Genomic DNA, 19,245 nt, shown 5'->3' on the forward strand with positions numbered 1-19,245 from the left:
TTCATGCACAAAAAACGCATAAGATTTAGTTGCCCATATGTAAAATGTAATTTAATTATATTTTGGAGGCGGTAAAACTGAATAAGTATGTGAGATTTGATAATGGTAAGAGCATCGAATATGGATTGCTTGAAGGTGAAAAGATAATTGCACTGGAAGGTTCTATCTTTGAGAAGTGGGAAAAAACTGACAGAATATATGATTTGAAAGACGTAAAATTGCTGGCTCCCTGCGAACCCAGTAAAGTTGTAGGCATAGGGATAAACTATAAAGAAGTAGTAAATAAAAAAGGTGATGCGATGCCTGAAGAGCCGGTGATTTTCCTAAAACCAAGCACATCGGTTATAGGTCCGGATGAGGCTATAATTTCACCTAAAGGCGTAAAAGAATTAAACTATGAGGCTGAACTTGTTGTAGTAATAAAAAATAGGATTAAAAACGTGAGTGTAGAAGATGCCAAGAACCATTTCTTAGGCTATACCTGTGGCAATGATATTACCGCCAAAGACTTCATGATAAAGGGTAAACCATGGACTAAGGCCAAATCCTATGATACTTTTATGCCCATAGGTCCTTGCATAGCGGAAGGGCTTGACGGTGACAATCTGAACATTAAGATGTATCACAACGGAAAGATTACTCAAAACAGCAACACTTCGGATATGGTATTTAATGTTGCACAAATCATATCCTTTGTTTCCAATATAATGACATTAAATCCTGGAGATGTTATCAGTACAGGTACACCTCCAGGAAAAGGAAATCTATTATCCGGTGATGTAATCGAAGCCGAGCTAGAAGGCATAGGCAGATTAAAAAACATAGTAAAATAAAATTAGAGGTGGTTGCCGGTAGCTTCGAATAATTGGCAACCACCCCTAATAATTTTCGTAGGATTAGGACAGGACCTTCAAAAATTCTTCAAAACTGTTCTTTTGTATTATTTCATCAGGAATTTGTATACCTGATTTGATAGCTTTAGAAATCTTCATAGCTGGTTTTGTATCACCGAAAAGAACTGCGCCGACAGGGATGTTGTTTCTTAAAAATACAACACTGTAAATATTATCTTCCTTATCAAATTTTTTTATAGTGCTACAAGAACTATCATCTTTACACAAATCACCTACTGAATATATTTCTACTCCAAATACTTTTAAATAATTGGAAGGAATTACTTCATTGTATGGAATTTGTTTTCCAGCTAAGTTAAATCCGGCAGTTTTACCTTGCTCCCTTGCTACTGGCCATATTCCATAAACCTGTCCCTTATATTCAGCAATATCGCCGGCTGCAAATATGTTTTCAACAGAGGTCTGCATATACTCGTTAACTTGTACACCTCTTGTGCTTTGTATTGAAGTGTTTTTTACAATGTCGATGTTAGAGCGGACACCGGTAGACAGTACTACAAACTCTGTTGAGATTGTCTGATTATCATTTAATTGAACAGAGGTAACTGCCTTATCTCCTATAATCTGTGAAAGCCGGCCTTGTGTAATGAAATTAATTCCGGCCTTTTTGCCCAAGGTCATTAAGAGTTCTGAGGCAGTTTGATCTACCTGCTTAGAAAGAATATATGAAGAACCCTCCACGACATATATATTTTTACCTTTATTTGCTAAAGACCAAGCTACTTCTAAGCCAAGGAGTCCGCCGCCAATAACAACACCCTGCGTTTTATCATTTATAAATTCATTGAAATTATTCACATCATCCAATGACCGTATTGAAAACACCCCAGGAATATCTATACCTGGAACAGGCGGAATAAATGCACTGCTGCCGTTTGCAAGAAGAAGTTTTGAGAAATTAACGGTTTTTCCGTTATCAAGGGTTACTGACTGTTTTTGGGTATCAATTTCGATTGCCTTATGACCGAGCCATACATCTATATTAAGGTTGCGGTACCATTCCGGTTTATGAATATATAATTTGTCTAAATCAGGTGTATCGCCCAGCAAATCTGATAATCGCAAACGGTAATAGGCATAATACGGTTCGCCACTAATTATAATAAGAGGTGTATTCTTGTCATGCTCGCGAAATGCTTCGGCAGCAGAAACAGCAGCTATACCATTACCGATAATAATAACGGGATTCATATTCATCCTCCCTAAATAGTTTATTTAGACACAATAAGGCCCGCTCTATCGGGCCTTAAAAAGTTTAAGCTTCCTCAAACATATCTTTTCCAACACCACATTCGGGGCATACCCAATCATCGGGGAGGTCTTCAAAGGCAGTACCGGGAGCAATTCCGCCGTCCGCATCTCCAACTTCGGGATCATAAACATATCCGCAGATAGTGCAAACCCATTTTTTCACGAGATTCATCCTCCTTGTTTCTTGTTTAAGAATATTATGGTATTAACCCCATTTGTTTTTACTAATATGTCCCTTGAGTTCGGCTTTTATCCTCTGCTGAATATCAGTAGCAAAAGCTTTCGTTGCTTCAAATATTTGAACACAAGGCGGATCCAATTCATCTTCAATGCCTTTCTCGCTAACTTCTTTTGCCTTTTCAAGCAAAGTTAGCAGTTCCATATGCAGGTTATTGGTATACCTAGATCTTTCCACTTTAGCGGCAGTATCATCATCTAATCTTTGGAATTTTTCTTTAGGTGCACCGCATTTAGGACATTTTTCAGGAGCTTCATCTCCATCGAATATGTAACCACAGACACCACATTGCCATTTAGACATAAAAACGACCTCCTTATTAATTAATAATTTTAAAAATTACTACTACAACCTCATAATTAAAACTTGATTCTACTGTAAAAACCTTCTTGCCTAAACTTATGGCAGCATATAGTGTGTCGTGCTATAATCGGGAACAATGTGTGTTGGTATTTAAGGTCAAATTTGATTTTTACAGTACAATCAAACTTAACAATAAAAACATTTATATTATTAATACTTTTGTAACTCCAATCATATTATAATAATAATTACTATTACATGTCAATACATAAATTAAAAAAATGCCGAAAATCGGCATTTTGGACTTTGAACAAAATTCGAAACAATATAAGTTATTTTGCGGACAAATGTGAAACAAGCTCCATACTTACGCTAATGTCAATTCGTTCTTCTGCCTGTGGCGTTCAAAAGCAAGATTAATTAGTTTATCTATAAGGTCTTTATACGAAAGGCCGGAAATCTCCCACATTTTAGGATACATACTTATTCTGGTAAATCCTGGAATAGTATTTAGTTCATTTATATATATATTACCCGAAACCTTACTCATGAGAAAATCGACTCGAGCCATACCGCTACAGTCTAAAGTCTTAAAGGCTTTAATGGCTAACTCTTGGATTCGTGTTATATCTTTTCGTGAAACAGGGGCGGGAAGCAGCAGCTTGGATTTATCACCGTCCAGATACTTTGCGGTATAATCGTAAAAATCACGGCTGGGTATTATTTCTCCAGGCAAAGAAGCCTTAGGTTCGTCGTTGCCCAGAACCGCACACTCAATCTCGCGGGCATCAATAAACCTTTCTACAAGTATTTTTGTATCATACTGTGCCGCCAACCTCATAGCCGACTCTAATTCGCTAGGGCTGCCGGCTTTACTGATACCAACACTTGAGCCTAAATTGGCAGGCTTAACAAAGCAAGGATAACCTAAGAATTCTTCTACTTCTGAAATAATTTCAGGCATTCGAGCAAGTAATTCTCTCTTATAGAACACCTTATAGTCTACAATAGGCAGACCGCTTTGTTCAAGGATTTTTTTGGAAAAAACCTTATCCATACAAATGGCGGAAGAGGTGACACCACAGCTTACATAAGGAATGTTCATCAACTCGAAAAGACTTTGCACTGTGCCATCTTCGCCGCGAGGGCCGTGCAGAACAGGGAAAACCACATCAAGATAGTAGCGGCTTTCCATTCCATCCTTTAATGTAATAACACATTTGCAACTCGGATCAGGTGACAGTAAGGCTGGAATAGCTTCATCTTCCCAACTGCCGTTTTCAATTTTCGATATGTCACCTAAAAAAAGCTTCCAATTTCCCGCTTTTGTTATTCCTATAGGTATAATGTCATATTTTATTTTATCCATTACTTGAATAACTGAAACACAAGACATTAGCGATACCTCGTGTTCACCGGATTGACCTCCGAATATAATGCCGACCTTTATTTTTTGCACTGATAATACCCCTTTCAATTTAACATAAAAACGCAAGGCTATCTATAATAATAACTTCGTATTTGCAATCTGTAATCATTAATATAGTATTCATTATAATATAAAAAAAGTCTTATAACAAACCAAAAATACCTCACATAGCAAAAATTCTAAAAATATTCTTATTGACTATTGACTATTGACTTTTTGATAATTATGACATAATATATTATTATACAATCGATATTGAATTGCATTATCAGTGACGCAGGAGGAGGATGTTCTATGGCAAGAGATAAGATATCCATGCTCAAGTTAGAAAGAGAAAGCCTTTTGAACCAATGGACAAAAAATGAAGGCAGCAGGATAAATCTTTTGGTTCGTATTATGGAAATCGAAGAGCAGATAGATGAATTGAAAAAAGGTGCATAATTTGACAATAATTAACCTTTTAATCCAACTAAGCAGGCTTAAAAGGTCGATTGCCGTCATATAAAAACCGCCAAAATTAGGTGTAGTGTAGTTGACAGCGGTTAAAATATTTGTTATAATTAACTGAAATCAATAAAATCTAAGCTCTCAATCTGAGCGCTTAATTCTTTCATTTTGAAAGAAGCGGGGGAACCAATCTTTTGGGGTGAATCCCCTTCGATTAAAGAATAATAATTCATTCTTAATCAAAGGGGTAGGGTTAGACTCTTCAATCCGAACCCGGCAGCTAACCTCGCAAGCGTGGCAAGAGGAGGTTGATAGTATTGAGTGCTATTAAAAGTAACTCAAAAGCTATGGATCTCCATAGCTTTAATTTTGTCCAAAAATATATTAAAAAGGAGGGGTATTGTGATGATGAGCCCTATGGATGTAAACTTTGTAGTTATAGGTGCAGGTAATGGTGGATTAGCCATGGCAGGTTATCTAGCTTATAAAGGTTTTTCAGTTAATCTTTACAACAGAACTGAGTCGAAAATCCAAAACTTAATCGATAATCCTCGCATTGACTTAAGCGGTTCCATAGAAGGTACGGGAGTACTCAATTTAGTCACAAGCAATCTTAGAGAGGCTATACAGGGAAGGGATATCATAATGGTGACAACACCTGCTACAGGCCATTATGACTTAGCTCGATTAATGGCACCTTACTTGGAAGATGGTCAGATTATAGTATTAAATCCAGGCCGCACCGGCGGGGCGCTAGAGGTTTATGAAACCTTGAGAAGTTTTGGATGCCAAAAAGAAGTTGTGGTTGCAGAAGCTCAAACGTTTATCTATGCATGTAGAGCAACAGGGCCTCAAAGTGCTAAGATATTCAGCGTAAAAAACGAGGTAGCCCTAGCGACAATTCCAGCTATACACACAGAGGAAGTCATAAGACTTTTATCCGGGGCTTATCCTCAGTTTACTCCTGCTGATAATGTAATGGAAACCAGTCTCAACAATTTTGGTGCAATATTTCATCCCGCACCGACATTGCTAAACAGTGGTCATATTGAGCGAGGACAGACTTTTGAGTATTATATTGAAGGCATAACTCCCTCAATAGGTCAAATGCTCGAGAAGCTCGATTCCGAAAGAATGAAGGTGGCTACGCTGCTGGGCGTAAAAGCCGTTTCAGCCAGACAGTGGTTAGAGGAATCCTATGGAGCAAAAGGCGACACTATTTATGAAGCAATTCAGAACAACCCGGCTTATAAGGGGCTTACAGCACCTAAAGGCCTAGATACGCGATATATATATGAGGATGTGCCATGCAGTCTGGTTCCGATTGCATCTATTGCTAAAGAACTTGGTGTTGAAACTCCTGCCATAGACACCATTATTAGATTGGCCAATATTATAACGGGGAAAAACTTCCTAGACGAAGGTAGGACAGTCGAAAAACTTGGCTTAAAGGGTATGACTGCATCACAAATTCTTGAGCTTGTTCACACAGGAGAAGTTGTTACTACTTCAAGTGAAGATGAGGAGGTGGTAGCATGATGAAAAAAGTAATTGCTGCCTCAATAGGCAATTGTGTCCATGTTGCAGGTATAATGAATTTTTTATCTCTGGCAGAAAGGGAAGGATATAGTACCTACTTTTTGGGAGCTGCGATTTCCATTGATGAACTTATCGAAGCTGTGAAAGAGGAAAGACCAGATTATGTAGGAGTAAGCTATAGACTTACACCTGAACCGCTGGAAAAAATCTTAGCAGAACTAAAGGAAAAAATATCTCTTGAACACTTAGAGGATATAAAGTGGATTTTCGGTGGGACCGAACCTACGGCTAAAGTTGCTGAAGAAAGTGGGATATTTAACTTTATCTTTAATGGAACAGAAGACCCCGATGAAGTGATTGGATTCTTAAAAGGTGTTACATTTACAAAGAGCGATGACTATCCACAAGACCTTGTTTCAAGGATTTTGTCAAAATATCCGTATCCGATATTGCGCCATCATATCGGTTTACCTTCACTGGAGGAAACCATTGATGCCATTAAGAAAATAGCTGAATCCAAAGTTTTAGATGTTATATCAATAGCACCGGACCAAAATGCACAAGAGCACTTTTTTGAACAAGAGAAGATGGATCATAGATTGGACGGTGCGGGTGGTGTGCCACTGCGCTTTAGAGAGGATTTTGAAGCAATCTATGAGGCATCCCGCCGTGGAAATTATCCAATCCTTCGTTGCTACAGTGGAACTAAAGACCTTATTCCATTTGCAGAGATGCTAAATGAAACCATAAAAAATGCGTGGTGTGCGGTTCCGCTTTACTGGTACAGTGTTTTAGACCGTAGAGGTCCCCGCACGGTTGAAGAAGCCATTAGAGAAAATCAGCAGGTTATGAAATGGCACGGCGAGCGGTCAATCCCGGTTGAAGTTAATGAGTCCCACCATTGGAGCCTGCGAGATGCTCATGATACGATAGGTGTGGTCACTGCATATTTGGCGGCATATAATGCCAAGAAAATGGGAGTTAAGGATTATGTTGCACAGTATATGTTCAACGTGCCTCCTTCTATCTCACCTGCAATGGATCTTGCAAAAATGCTAGCAAAAATTGAAATGATAGAAGACTTGCAAGATGAAAACTTTACCGTATACCGTCAGGCTCGGGCAGGTATTGCCAGCTTGCCTGCGGATCTTGCTCAGGCTAAAGGACAGCTTGCAGCATCTGCTTATCTTGCTATGGCCATAAAGCCGCATATTTATCATGTTGTAGGTTACTGTGAAGCTCACCACGCAGCAACTGCCGACGATATTATCGAAAGCTGCAAAATAGTGCGGGGCATTATCAGAAACACGATGTTGGGGGCTGTGGATATTACCAAAGACTCCAAGATACAGGAACGAAAGAATGAGCTGATTGAAGAAGCGAGTATTACCTTACAAGCTATAAGAGCATTAAGTCCTGATGTAAAGGACCCATTGACAGATCCGGCCACTCTTACTAAAGCTGTGGAAATCGGAATACTTGATGCGCCACATCTTAGAGGAAATCCTGCTGCTAGGGGAGATTTAGTAACACAGTTGGTTGATGGGGCTTTATATGCATACGATGCGCAGGAAAAACGCATCATTAGCGAAAAGGAACGCATTGACAGGATATTAAATAAAAATAAAGTAAGCTGTGTTGCAGTATAAACCGGCTTTTGCCGGTTTATATTTTTCTCTTCATTTCCCTTAACAAAAATTGACTTTATGTGAGTTGCTTTCTGTGTTGAAATCAAAATTTTTTCAAAAAAATCAAAGTTTATGCTTTGATTTTTTATATCTATAAAATCAGTATTCGCATTTTGTGCTGCTCTTGTTTTTACAGCGGCATTCTGCTAATATTATAAAACAAGATTACTTTTAAAGTAGAAACATATTTACTCAAGCATGTCAAGATACTATATAAAAATACAGAAAAACAATTGCTTTTTAAAACGGAGGTTGTCTATGACCACAAACAATGGAGTAACAATTGATTTTTTGAAAAATATAAATTCCCCTTTTGACAAGAAATTAGGATTAAGAGTGGTTGAGGTGGAAAGGGGCAAGGCAGTTATAGAGCTGAATATAAAGCAAGAATTTTTGAACAGCAACGGTATAATTCATGGTGGGTTAACGGCCAGTTTATGTGACACAGCCATGGGTGCTTCGGCAATGACACTGGGTGTTAATCCCTTAACTGTGGAGATGAAAGTAAATTACCTATCTCCAGGCGGCACTGACGGCAAATTTATCGCTGTGGGCAGAGTTATTAAAGAGGGTCGCACGTTGATATTTGCCGAAAGTGAAATATATTATAACGATAAACTTATAGCTAAAAGCATTGGAACATATATTGTAAAACAACCAAGGGAAATTGTAGGCTGACTTGTGTATTTACGCGCTATTTTATTGATAAAACCTTAAATATAAGAGAGCCGAAAGGTGGGTTATCTATTACCCGGATATTTTTATTTTACAAGGAGGTTTATTTATGCTGCTTGATTTAAGTCCCTATGCTTTTAAGATAGGACCTATCGCTGTGCATTGGTACGGAATATTCATGGCAATTTCGTTTTTGGTGGGTTCGTATCACTTATTAAAGATGGGCAAAAAGAAGGGTTTCGATGAAGATTTTTTACTAAACCTTGCTATGACGGTAATCATTGCAGGGATAATAGGGGCAAGACTGATGTTTGTACTGTGCAATTACCCGCAATGGTTTATTTCGGCGCCTTTGAATGTGATAAAAATATGGGAAGGCGGCTTGGCTTGGCATGGCGGACTTCTTGGTGGCCTTTTAGCCGGCTGGTCATACTGTAAGAAAAACGGAGTAAACCCTTATGTTTTGGCTGATTGGACAGTGGTTGGCTTATCTTTCGGGTATTTCCTTGTAAGAATAGCCAATATTTTTAATCAAGAAGTTTTAGGCAGGATGACTCAATTTTCATTTGGACGTTGGCCGGCTCAGCTTATAGGTTCTTCCATCGGCTTGATACTGCTGATACGATATATTTATCTCCAAAAAAAGGAGGTTCCTCCGGGATATCAGTTCTGTTCATTTATTTGGTATCACCAACTGCTTAGAGCTGTTATAGAAGAGACAGTGAGGGAAAACCCGGTGTATTTAATAAAATATGTAAATCCACGCTGGGGCTTGGGAGTGGTAACGCTGACACAGTGGTTTACACCACTTGTAATGGGCATTGCATATTATATGTATAAAATCTCTAATAAATACAATGTAAAAGACAGCGACAGTTAAATCATTGACTTGCAATGAGAATTGAGGTATCATTTTATATGTAGCATAAGCGCTATGCGCCTGTAGCTCAGCGGATAGAGCACCGGCCTCCGGAGCCGGGTTTTGCGGGGGTTCAAGTCCCTCCAGGCGCACCATATGATTTACCAAGGCTTTTAGCCTTTTGTATTTGCAGGTGGAATAAAATCATAGTTATATAATAGATGCTTTATCGAAACAGTAGTTATTCAAGATATTTGTAACTTTTTTATAAGTTAAAGAGCCTCCGGGCTCTTTTTTCATAAATGGACGACCGCATCTTGCAGTGCCGATTCATATGTTATAACACAATTTATATAAAAGTAAATACTCGAAGCGTCCTTGACGTAATCGACGGCTGGATTCATTTGTAATTTTATGGGGAAATATCGTATAATAAAACTGAAAATTAGGGGAGGAGGTAATATCGAGTGGATATGTTGGCCGAAGTCGAGAAAGCCAAGGAATTAGTAGATATGGCATTAAGTTTTAACGGTATTGTCGAGGCAAAGCTAATACATTCAAGAGATATTGTAGTGGATGAAAGAGTAAGATTTCAGTGCAGCTATTCAGGTTGTAGGGATTATGGACGAAAGCTTATGTGCCCTCCGCATACTCCCGGCGTGGATGAATTTAAAAAGATTTTATCAAGCTACTATATGGCTGTTTTAGTACAATTAGAAGGAGCCATAGTAAATAAAGATAATTGGGAGCCTGAAACGGATCGGTGGGCATTGCAGCTTCATGATATTATTTATAAATTAGAAAAAAAGGCTTTTTCACTTGGATTTCCTTTTGCAGCAGGATTAATTGGAGGTTCATGTAAACTATGCAAGGATTGTCCGGGAGAAAACGATACTAATGCTAAGTGCCTGCATCGGGAAAAGGCAAGACCTTCAATGGAAGCCATGGGCATCGATGTGTTATCGACTTGTAAGAACACAGGAATAAAAGTGGAGTTTTCGCCGACAAAGGTCATATGGGCGGGAATGGTGTTGCTCGCTTAATAAGATAAATACCGATAAAATATTACAAAAACATTACAGTTATGTTTAATTAGCCACTTTCCATAAAAGAGGTGTTATAATTAAATAGTGCTTCATATTTTTCACGTTCGGAGTACATAAAAACAAGGAGGATGTATAATATTCAAAAAATTATGCACGTATAAGCGGCATGTAACAAGTCCTTATCGACAAGTATATGCCGCAGTTTTTCTTACTTAAAAGATTTGTATTATCTGAAAGGAAGATAAATATGACTAGCAGTCGAAGTTGGAGAAAGTTTATTACATGTATTATTATTACCCTGCTTATTTCGGCAATTTTTGCACCGATAAAAACTTGTTTGGCTGCAGCCCAGGTTCAGGTATTATTAAACGGAGAGAATTTGGACTTTGATGTTCCGCCGATTATAGAAAATGATCGCACATTAGTGCCTTTTAGGAAAATTGGCGAAGCACTTGGCGCTCAAGTCGAATGGGATCAGGAGACCAAAACTGTTACGGCTTATAAGGAAGATAAAACAGTAATCCTGCGTATTGGAGACTATACAGCCTATGTAAATCAAACTCCTGTAGAATTGGACATGCCTCCTGTGCTCAAAGATAATAGAACCTTGATACCCATAAGGTTTTTTAGCGAAGCTTTTGGAGCTACGGTTATGTGGGATAATGCCATTCGAACGGTTGTGATAAATACGGGCGAAAAGCCTTCAAAATACATAATGGGCTATTACTACTCCCAATCTTATGAAGATTTTTTAAAAAACCTTGATAAAATGTCGGCTATAGCAGTTAAATGGTACACTTTGGACGATAGCGGCGGTTTGACTAATAAAGATAATTTGCGCCATATAAATGTTCCTGAGGGTTATGACAGCGTGACTAAACTCTCTAAAGAAAATGGCATAGAGATTCACATGCTTGTATTTGAAAGCGATAAAACCAGGCTTCAAACTGTATTGGCAACTCCTGAATCCCAAGCAGGCTTGATAAACCAGATAATTGCAACAGTTGAAAGCGAAGGTTTCGATGGAGTTAATATTGATTTCGAGGCTGTAACGAGTGAAGAAAAGGAGCAGTTCAATGAATTTATAAAGAGCCTTTACGAAAACTTAAAAGCCCGAGGCAAATCGTTAAACCTTTCACTGCCAGTTAAGACTGAAAAAGTTGATTGGAGACCGGGATATGATTATGTAACACTTGGCAAGTATTGTGATTTTGCAGTTTTAATGGCCTACGACAAGAATCCGGGTACACCCGGTCCCCAATCGGGAATCGATTGGGTGGAGGAAGTTGTAGATTATGCCATAGCCCGCATTCCGGCAGAAAAAATAGTATTAGGTATAGGCTGTTACGGATATGATTGGGCTAATGGGGGAAGAAGCACTGTTATTTTAGAAAACAACGGTGCAACCTACTTAAAATTCGCCGATGAACTTTTGAAAAAATATGGTTTAAACCTCAATCTTGATCAAAATTCAGGTCTCCTAAACGGAAAGTATACCGATGAAAATGGACTTGTGCATGAAGTTTGGATGGAAAGCGATTATTCGGTAGATGCTAAGGCTAAAATGGTTATGCAAAAAGGATTAAAAGGTATTGCCATATGGAGATTAGGCTACACTACCCCATCGTTTTGGGATACTTTAGCGAATAATTTCGAACCTGCGAAAATGAATTAAAATGTAACGCCTTTTTATTTGTATATTATGTAATAAATTAAGACCCTCTTGTCATCAGGGTCTTAATTTATATCTTAGCCGATATGCTTTTAATTAATCAATGAAATTCAATTTAGAAGTTTATATGGTAAGATGACAGTTATCATGTATACAAATATCTTTAAAAAGATGATATAATAAATAAGATACATATTTGGAGGCACAATCATGCGAACGTTAGCTCTTGTAGGAAAGAGCGGTACAGGCAAAAGCCATAAAGCTCAAATAGTCGCAAAAAGAAATGGAATAAATTTTATAATAGACGACGGTCTTCTTATACATGGCAGCAGGGTGCTTGCCGGCTATTCGGCTAAAAGGGAAACTACGCGGGTAGGAGCGATTCGTCGAGCTATCTTTCAAGATCCGGCACATGCAGATGAAGTAAAAAGCAAGATTTCAGAGATGAAGGTAGACAGCCTTCTTATTCTGGGCACGTCATATTCCATGATTGAAGTAATATGTAAAACTCTTGATATACCAATGCCGGAGCAGATTATCAAAATAGAAGATGTTTCTTCACCGAGGGAAATTAACACTGCTATCAGGATACGCGAAACAACCGGGAAACATATAATCCCCGTCCCTACTCTGGAAATAAAAAAAGACTTTTCCGGATTTCTTTTAGATCCTTTACGAATATTTAGAAAGGGAAAGAGCAAATATCCGGAAATGTTGGAGGAAAAATCCGTTGTAAGACCTACTTACAGCTACATGGGCAGGTATACCATAAACGATACTACTGTAAATCAGATTGCTCTATATACTGCTCGACAGGTGCCGGGAATCGGTCCTGGAGGGAGAGTTTTTATTGAAAACAATGCAAATGGAGTTATATTAAAACTTGAGCTATCTGTTGAGTATGGTATACAAATGCAGCCAGTCCTTGCTGAGGTAAAAAAGAAAGTAACCGAAATGATTGAACATATGACAGGCTTAAATGTTTTAAGTGTAGATGTAATTGCAAAAAATCTTTATTTTAAGCCTGAGCCGAAAAATAAAAACTAATATAAAATGTATTAAAATTTAAGGAGGTTTACCATGTTTCAAATAATAGACAAAAAAGACCTAGCGCCATCCATCAAACAGTTTGTGGTAGATGCGCCGCTAGTAGCTCAAAAAGCCCGGCCCGGGCAGTTTATAATCCTGCGGATAAAAGAAGGTGGAGAAAGAATCCCCCTTACGATAGCTGACTATGACACACAAAAGGGCACTATAACAATAGTATTCCAAGAAGTTGGCAAAACAACCAAAGAACTAGGAACACTTAAAGCCGGGGATTACTTGGCAGACTTTGTAGGTCCATTAGGCAAGGCAGTAGAATTTTCAAACCACAAAAAAGTTCTCGGAATTGGCGGAGGACTTGGGGTAGCTCCACTATATCCAAAACTCAAGATGCTGCATGAAAACGGAGCTGAGGTAATCAGCATCATTGGTGCAAAAACAGCTGATATGCTTATAATGGAAGAAGAAATAAAGGCGGTCAGTGATAAAACATATGTCTGCACAGATGACGGTTCAAAAGGGCGTCATGGCTTTGTCACTGTAGTTCTTAAGGAGCTGCTGGAGCAGGGAGAGAAATTTGATGAAATCATTATCATAGGCCCGCCAATATTGATGAAAATTGGGACAGAAATTGCCAAACCATATAATATACCTATAATGGTCAGCTTAAATCCAATTATGATAGACGGTACAGGCATGTGCGGAGGCTGCAGGGTGACAGTGGGTGGAGAAACTAAGTTTGTGTGTGTAGATGGTCCTGCATTTGATGGAAGTAAGGTAGATTTCGATGAACTTATGAAGCGGCTCCAAACATATACAAGCGAAGAAAAATTAGCATTAGATAAATATCATAGCGAAAGGGGTGCCTGCAAATGCCATCAATAAACAGAAGCAAAACAAAAACCCCCATGCCTTCACAAGATGCAAAATTGCGCAGCAAAAACTTTAATGAAGTTGCACTAGGCTATACAGAAGAAGATGCAATAAATGAGGCCCAGAGATGTCTAAACTGCAAGAAACCTTCATGTATGGAAGGTTGTCCGGTACAGGTTCAAATACCTCGTTTTATTAAACATATAGCAGAAAAAAACTTCGAAAGTGCCATAAGCGTTATAAAAGAAACCAATAGTCTTCCGGCAGTATGCGGAAGAGTTTGCCCTCAAGAAGAACAGTGTGAGCAAAAATGCGTACTGGCAAAAAGAGGAGACCCGGTAGGCATTGGAAGACTTGAAAGATTTGCGGCTGATTGGGAGCGGCAGCAGGGGGTAAAAATTCCTGATAAAGCTAATCCCATAGGCAAAAAGGTGGCAGTAATAGGTTCCGGCCCTGCAGGTCTTACCTGCGCCGGAGATTTAGCCAAGCTGGGCTATGATGTTACAGTATTTGAGGCTTTTCATGAACCTGGCGGAGTCTTGATTTATGGTATACCTGAGTTCCGATTACCTAAAGAAATAGTAAAGCAAGAAGTAGATTTCTTAAAAAAACTTGGTGTAAAGGTACAAACAGATATGGTCATGGGTAAGGTATTGACAGTAGATGATATTTTCGAGAAGGGATATGAGGCTGTATTTATAGGAACAGGTGCAGGCCTGCCCAAGTTTATGAAAATTCCCGGGGAGAACTATCTAGGTGTATATTCGGCTAATGAATTTTTAACAAGGATAAATCTCATGAAGGCCTACAAATTTCCTGAAACTGATACACCGGTGAAGGTTGGCAAGAAAGTAGCAGTTGTAGGTGGAGGCAACGTAGCTATGGACTCGGCAAGATCTGCCCTTAGAATGGGAGCCGAGGAGGTATACATAGTTTACAGACGCTCGGAATCAGAAATGCCTGCAAGAAAAGAAGAGTTTGAACATGCTAAGGAAGAGGGAATTATATTCAAATTTCTGACAAATCCAACCCGCATAATCGGTGATGAAAAGGGATGGGTAAAAGGCTTGGAATGCATTCAAATGGAACTTGGCGAGCCTGATGCCTCAGGCAGACGCAGGCCGGTTCCCATAAAAGGTTCCGAATTCACCCTGGATATGGATACGGTAGTGATTGCCATAGGGACCGGTCCAAACCCTCTACTAATTGAGGCTACGGAAGGTCTTAAGCTCAACAAATATGGGTATATTGAAACCGATGAAGATGGCAGGACTTCAAAAGAAGGAGTCTGGGCAGGCGGAGATATAGTGACTGGTTCGGCTACGGTTATCTTAGCAATGGGTGCCGGCAAGAAAGCTGCTCAATCGATACATGAGTATCTGCAAGGTAAATAAGCAGCGCAAAGCGATAAAATATAAAAGATAATGCATAAAGGGCGGAACCGTTTTATAATTAGTGTAGTTACTTTTTCCGCCCTTTTATGAATCTGATGAAGGAATTATTAAATCCTCGTTGAAATATATTTAATAAGGCGTAATTTAGAGGAGAGATAAGGATGAAGATAGGTATTCCTAGAGCACTGGCTTATTATGCCTACTACCCGTTTCTGGAAACCTTTTTTGAGAAGCTGGGTTTTGATGTAGTGGTATCTGACAAAACGACCAAAGAAATTATGGATTTGGGCATTGAAGATGCTATCACTGATGCCTGTGTTCCTATTAAATTATTTCATGGTCATGTGCGGAATCTCAAGGATAGAGTTGATTACGTGCTAGTTCCACGACTAGTGAAGATAAAACATGATGCTACCTTTTGTCCTAAATTTTTAGGATTGCCGGACATGCTCTCTTGTTCCATACCACAGTTTAAAAATATGTTAGAAGTAAGGGTGGATTTAAAAAGAGGCAGACTTGACTTATTTATGCTTTGCATGAAATTTGCTAAGAAGTTTAAGAAAAGTTTTTTTAAAGCATATAATGCATATTTAAAAGCATTACTGAGTTTTAAAAATTATACTCATCAATTTCTGCAAGGAGGTATCCCGCCTCTGGGAATTGTTGGGCAGAAAAAAAATAGTCCCATATGTCTTGCGGTTTTGGGTTATCCATATATGCTCTATGATCCATACTTAAGTTTAGATCTTATAAAAAAACTGATAAATATGGGTGTATATGTGGTTACTCCTGAGATGCTTAGGGAAAAGGATAAGCAAAAACAAGCAAGTAAACTTAAAAAGACGCTTTTCTGGACATTTAGCAATGAAGTTATAAGGTCGGCATATTGTCTTTTTGAAAATCAAAATGTTGATGGAATAATACACGTTACAGCCTTCGGATGTGGCCCTGACTTTATTGTTGATAAACTTATGGAAATTGATGCTAAGAAGTACGAAATGCCATATCTGACTATAACACTTGATGAGCAAACTGGTCAGGAAGGTTTAAATACAAGGCTTGAAGCTTTTGTGGATATGTTGAAAATAAAAAAAGCAAAGAAAGAGGCGGCAATGGCATGAGAAAGGTTTCCTTTCCTTATATGGGAACATCTTATATCCCGTTTGAAAGATTGTTAACAGCATTTGGTAATGAAGTGGTAGTTCCTCCAAGACCTACTGAAGAAACAATCAGCTATGGGACTAAATATGCTCCCGAATTTGCCTGCTATCCTTTCAAGATTGTCTTAGGAACATATATCCAAGTGCTTGAAGCAGGAGCCGATACTTTGGTTTCTTCCGGCGGTGTTGGACCTTGTAGAGCAGGCCTGTATACGACTCTACAGGAAAAAATATTAAAAGATTTAGGATACGAATTTGAAATGATTACATTAGAGCCACCCGGAAGACATCTCAGGGATTTGATAGATAATATAAAAAAACTGATAAACGACAGGCTTAGTTTAAAGGATTATATATCTATAGGCCGATTTGCATGGAAACAATTAGTTCTTTTGGACAAGGCGGAGAGGTTGTCACACAAGATGAGACCCTTGGAGGTCAAAAGAGGTGACACCACTCAAACATATAAAAAATGTGTAGAATTAATTGCAGGAGCAAAAAAATATAGTGATTTAAGGGAAATAGAACGTGAAGTTGAGCTTTTATATGATGCGATAGAAAAAAAAGATTACGATCCGATAAAAATTGGAATTGTAGGAGAAATCTATGTTTTACTGGAGCCCTCTTCAAATTTGGAAATTGAAGAAATGCTGGGAGAATTGGGAGTTTATGTTGAGCGTTCCATGTTTCTATCAGAATATACCATATCTAATGCAGTAATGGATTTATTCCATATTGCAGGCGATAGAGATGCTAAGAAAATGGCTGCTCCCTATTTTAAGGAAATGTGCGGAGGTCATGGCAGGGAATCGGTAGGAAACTCGGTGCTCTTTGCAAAAAGAGGCTTTGATGGGATAATTCAGCTTTCACCTTTTACCTGCATACCTGAAATCGTAGCAAAGAGTATTCTTCCAAAGGTATGTAAAGAGCATGGGCTGGGGTTTTTAACCATAAGTCTTGATGAACAGACAGGGAAAGAAGGCTTACGAACCCGGCTGGAGGCTTTTGTAGATTTACTTATGGCTAAACGAAAAAAAGCTGAGTCTTTTAGGGTTAAATCACAGTATGTAAAGGAGATGGCTTAATTGTCCCATTATCTAGGTGTTGATGTGGGTTCGGTTAGCACGAACCTTGTTTTAATAGATGAGGACGGCTTTTTAGAAGAGGCAATATATATCAGGACACAGGGCAATCCCATAAAAGCTGTTCAAGAAGGGATGGAACAGCTTTCATTTCGGAATAAGGGCAAATGGAATGTAAAGGGAGTTGGGGCTACCGGCAGCGGCCGTCAATTGGCAGGTGTAATCGTTGGTGCGGATGTAATAAAAAACGAGATTACCGCGCATGCGGTGGCGGCTCTGCGAGAAGTTCCGGATGTCCAGACGGTTCTTGAAATAGGCGGCCAAGACTCTAAAATTATCATTCTTAGAGATGGAGTTGTGACTGATTTTGCCATGAATACGGTATGCGCCGCAGGGACAGGTTCATTTCTTGACCAACAAGCCAATCGGTTGAATATTCCCATAGAGGAGTTTGGCGATTATGCTTTAAAGTCTGAAAGTCCTGTGCGCATTGCCGGTAGATGTGCTGTTTTTGCCGAGTCGGATATGGTTCATAAACAGCAGTTAGGATATAAAACCCAGGATATCATTCGTGGCTTGTGCGAAGCTCTAGTAAGAAACTATTTAAATAATATTGCAAAAGGTAAAGAAATTCGTCCCCGCATAGTTTTTCAAGGTGGGGTAGCAGCAAATACTGGTATGAAAGCAGCCTTTGAAGATGCTCTTGAAGAAGAAATATACATTCCAAAGCACTATGATGTTATGGGTGCAATAGGTGCCGCATTGTTGGCAAAGGATGCGGAGATATCCAAAACCCGATTTAAGGGATTTGGATTATCAAACATAGAATTTACAGCCGACAGTTTCGAATGTAGCGGTTGCCCAAACCATTGTGAGGTTGTTAATATAAAGATGGAGGGCAAGGTCATAGCTCGATGGGGAGATAGATGTAATAAGTGGAAAATTGTAGATAATGGAGTAGCATAATATACTTTAAAAAGTAAAGAAAGAGTGGAAATGATAAGGGGTGCCATTTGAGCGGCACCCCTTAAATAATGGGTATAACAGTAATACCTTTCATACAGCTTAGCGGTTGCATTGCCACATGTGTAAGTACTCTTTTCGAGAATTACTCATCGCCTAAATAGTCATTATATCCTATTGTTTCAAGCCTTTCGGCCTTAGCCGTTACTTCGGACTTCATATTTTCCTTATATTTTTTTATATGGTCTCTAATAGCAGCATATTTAATTCCCAAGATTTGTGCCGCAAGCAAGCCGGCATTTATTGCATTGTTTATTGCTACAGTAGCAACAGGAACGCCACCGGGCATTTGAACTATTGAAAACAATGAGTCAAGACCATTTAAAGTGGAGGTTTTGATGGGCACGCCGATGACCGGTAATGTAGTAATAGCTGCTACCATTCCGGGAAGGTGAGCAGCCCCCCCTGCACCTGCTATAATTACCTCGATGCCTCTTGATTCCGCATATCGAGCGTAGTCAAACATCCGCTGAGGGGTTCGATGAGCAGATACTATGGTAATCTCATAATTTATGTTGAATTTCTCTAATACTTTAGCAGCTTCCTTCATTACGGGAAGGTCTGAGTCGCTACCCATGATTATACCTACCAAAACCTTATCATCCATT

At 38.9% G+C, this 19,245-nt stretch carries 19 protein-coding genes, 1 tRNA gene and 1 riboswitch; of the genes, 15 read left to right on the plus strand and 5 right to left on the minus strand.

All coding sequences use genetic code 11. From position 1 onward, the window contains the following. The first annotated feature begins 77 nt into the window (after positions 1-77). On the plus strand, positions 78-833 hold the full coding sequence (locus tag BUC45_RS02115) for a fumarylacetoacetate hydrolase family protein (RefSeq protein ID WP_366749561.1): 756 nt from the start codon (positions 78-80) through the stop codon (positions 831-833). 63 nt (positions 834-896) lie between these two features. Here the strand turns inward: BUC45_RS02115 and BUC45_RS02120 are convergent, their stop codons facing one another. From BUC45_RS02120 to BUC45_RS02135, 4 genes are all read right to left on the minus strand, one after another. Continuing rightward, complete coding sequence (locus tag BUC45_RS02120) at positions 897-2,105, minus strand: FAD-dependent oxidoreductase (RefSeq protein WP_296969992.1); 1,209 nt, start codon at positions 2,103-2,105, stop codon at positions 897-899. A 64-nt stretch (positions 2,106-2,169) separates the two neighbouring features. After that, positions 2,170-2,328: a rubredoxin gene (rd, locus tag BUC45_RS02125; protein ID WP_296969994.1), complete on the minus strand. Its 159-nt coding sequence runs from the start codon at positions 2,326-2,328 to the stop codon at positions 2,170-2,172. Positions 2,329-2,370: 42 nt separating this feature from the next. Then, positions 2,371-2,706, minus strand: a complete 336-nt coding sequence (locus BUC45_RS02130; protein ID WP_296969995.1) for a rubredoxin-like domain-containing protein — start codon at positions 2,704-2,706, stop codon at positions 2,371-2,373. Positions 2,707-3,073: 367 nt separating this feature from the next. After that, a complete protein-coding gene (locus BUC45_RS02135) occupies positions 3,074-4,165 on the minus strand; it encodes a D-alanine--D-alanine ligase family protein (RefSeq protein ID WP_296969997.1) in 1,092 nt (363 codons plus the stop codon). 264 nt (positions 4,166-4,429) lie between these two features. On the opposite strand from BUC45_RS02135, the gene BUC45_RS02140 reads away from it, so the two are divergent. From BUC45_RS02140 to BUC45_RS02205, 14 genes are all read left to right on the plus strand, one after another. Beyond that, the gene (locus BUC45_RS02140; RefSeq protein WP_013777485.1) at positions 4,430-4,576 is read left to right on the plus strand and encodes a hypothetical protein; all 147 of its coding nucleotides are present in this window, start codon (positions 4,430-4,432) and stop codon (positions 4,574-4,576) included. 147 nt (positions 4,577-4,723) lie between these two features. Further along, a riboswitch (cyclic di-AMP (ydaO/yuaA leader) is annotated at positions 4,724-4,891 on the plus strand. Between the two features lie 96 nt (positions 4,892-4,987). Continuing rightward, the gene (locus BUC45_RS02145; protein ID WP_213974349.1) at positions 4,988-6,121 is read left to right on the plus strand and encodes an NAD/NADP-dependent octopine/nopaline dehydrogenase family protein; all 1,134 of its coding nucleotides are present in this window, start codon (positions 4,988-4,990) and stop codon (positions 6,119-6,121) included. Further along, the gene (locus BUC45_RS02150) at positions 6,118-7,770 is read left to right on the plus strand and encodes a cobalamin B12-binding domain-containing protein (RefSeq protein ID WP_296969999.1); all 1,653 of its coding nucleotides are present in this window, start codon (positions 6,118-6,120) and stop codon (positions 7,768-7,770) included. The genes BUC45_RS02145 and BUC45_RS02150 overlap by 4 nt, the downstream gene beginning before the upstream one ends. Before the next feature lie 297 nt (positions 7,771-8,067). Then, positions 8,068-8,487 carry a PaaI family thioesterase gene (locus BUC45_RS02155; RefSeq protein ID WP_013777489.1) on the plus strand — a complete coding sequence of 140 codons (420 nt, stop codon included), beginning with the start codon at positions 8,068-8,070 and terminating at the stop codon, positions 8,485-8,487. Positions 8,488-8,593: 106 nt separating this feature from the next. Continuing rightward, a complete protein-coding gene (locus BUC45_RS02160) occupies positions 8,594-9,364 on the plus strand; it encodes a prolipoprotein diacylglyceryl transferase (protein ID WP_296970001.1) in 771 nt (256 codons plus the stop codon). Between the two features lie 56 nt (positions 9,365-9,420). Further along, a tRNA-Arg gene (locus BUC45_RS02165) sits at positions 9,421-9,498 on the plus strand. Positions 9,499-9,816: 318 nt separating this feature from the next. Beyond that, on the plus strand, positions 9,817-10,386 hold the full coding sequence (locus BUC45_RS02170; RefSeq protein ID WP_296970084.1) for a DUF2284 domain-containing protein: 570 nt from the start codon (positions 9,817-9,819) through the stop codon (positions 10,384-10,386). Positions 10,387-10,636: 250 nt separating this feature from the next. Continuing rightward, positions 10,637-12,064, plus strand: a complete 1,428-nt coding sequence (locus BUC45_RS02175; RefSeq protein WP_296970003.1) for a stalk domain-containing protein — start codon at positions 10,637-10,639, stop codon at positions 12,062-12,064. A gap of 207 nt (positions 12,065-12,271) precedes the next feature. Continuing rightward, positions 12,272-13,108 carry an Asp23/Gls24 family envelope stress response protein gene (locus BUC45_RS02180; protein WP_296970004.1) on the plus strand — a complete coding sequence of 279 codons (837 nt, stop codon included), beginning with the start codon at positions 12,272-12,274 and terminating at the stop codon, positions 13,106-13,108. 33 nt (positions 13,109-13,141) lie between these two features. Next, positions 13,142-13,990, plus strand: a complete 849-nt coding sequence (locus BUC45_RS02185) for a sulfide/dihydroorotate dehydrogenase-like FAD/NAD-binding protein (RefSeq protein ID WP_013777496.1) — start codon at positions 13,142-13,144, stop codon at positions 13,988-13,990. Then, positions 13,978-15,372 (plus strand): NADPH-dependent glutamate synthase, encoded by a 1,395-nt coding sequence (gene gltA, locus BUC45_RS02190; protein ID WP_296970006.1) that lies wholly within the window; start codon positions 13,978-13,980, stop codon positions 15,370-15,372. The genes BUC45_RS02185 and gltA overlap by 13 nt, the downstream gene beginning before the upstream one ends. A 161-nt stretch (positions 15,373-15,533) precedes the next feature. Continuing rightward, entirely contained in the window at positions 15,534-16,493 is a 960-nt protein-coding gene (locus BUC45_RS02195) for an acyl-CoA dehydratase activase-related protein (protein ID WP_296970008.1), read from the plus strand. Then, positions 16,490-17,617: a 2-hydroxyacyl-CoA dehydratase gene (locus BUC45_RS02200; protein ID WP_296970010.1), complete on the plus strand. Its 1,128-nt coding sequence runs from the start codon at positions 16,490-16,492 to the stop codon at positions 17,615-17,617. The genes BUC45_RS02195 and BUC45_RS02200 overlap by 4 nt, the downstream gene beginning before the upstream one ends. Continuing rightward, complete coding sequence (locus BUC45_RS02205; RefSeq protein WP_013777500.1) at positions 17,618-18,580, plus strand: acyl-CoA dehydratase activase; 963 nt, start codon at positions 17,618-17,620, stop codon at positions 18,578-18,580. It begins immediately after the preceding gene. Between the two features lie 142 nt (positions 18,581-18,722). On the opposite strand, the gene purE is transcribed toward BUC45_RS02205, so the two are convergent. Then, the gene (gene purE, locus BUC45_RS02210; protein ID WP_296970012.1) at positions 18,723-19,244 is read right to left on the minus strand and encodes a 5-(carboxyamino)imidazole ribonucleotide mutase; all 522 of its coding nucleotides are present in this window, start codon (positions 19,242-19,244) and stop codon (positions 18,723-18,725) included. Position 19,245 lies beyond the last annotated feature (1 nt).

It is taken from the genome of Tepidanaerobacter sp. EBM-38 (genome assembly GCA_001896545.1).
Taxonomy (GTDB): Bacteria; Bacillota; Thermosediminibacteria; order Thermosediminibacterales; family Tepidanaerobacteraceae; genus Tepidanaerobacter.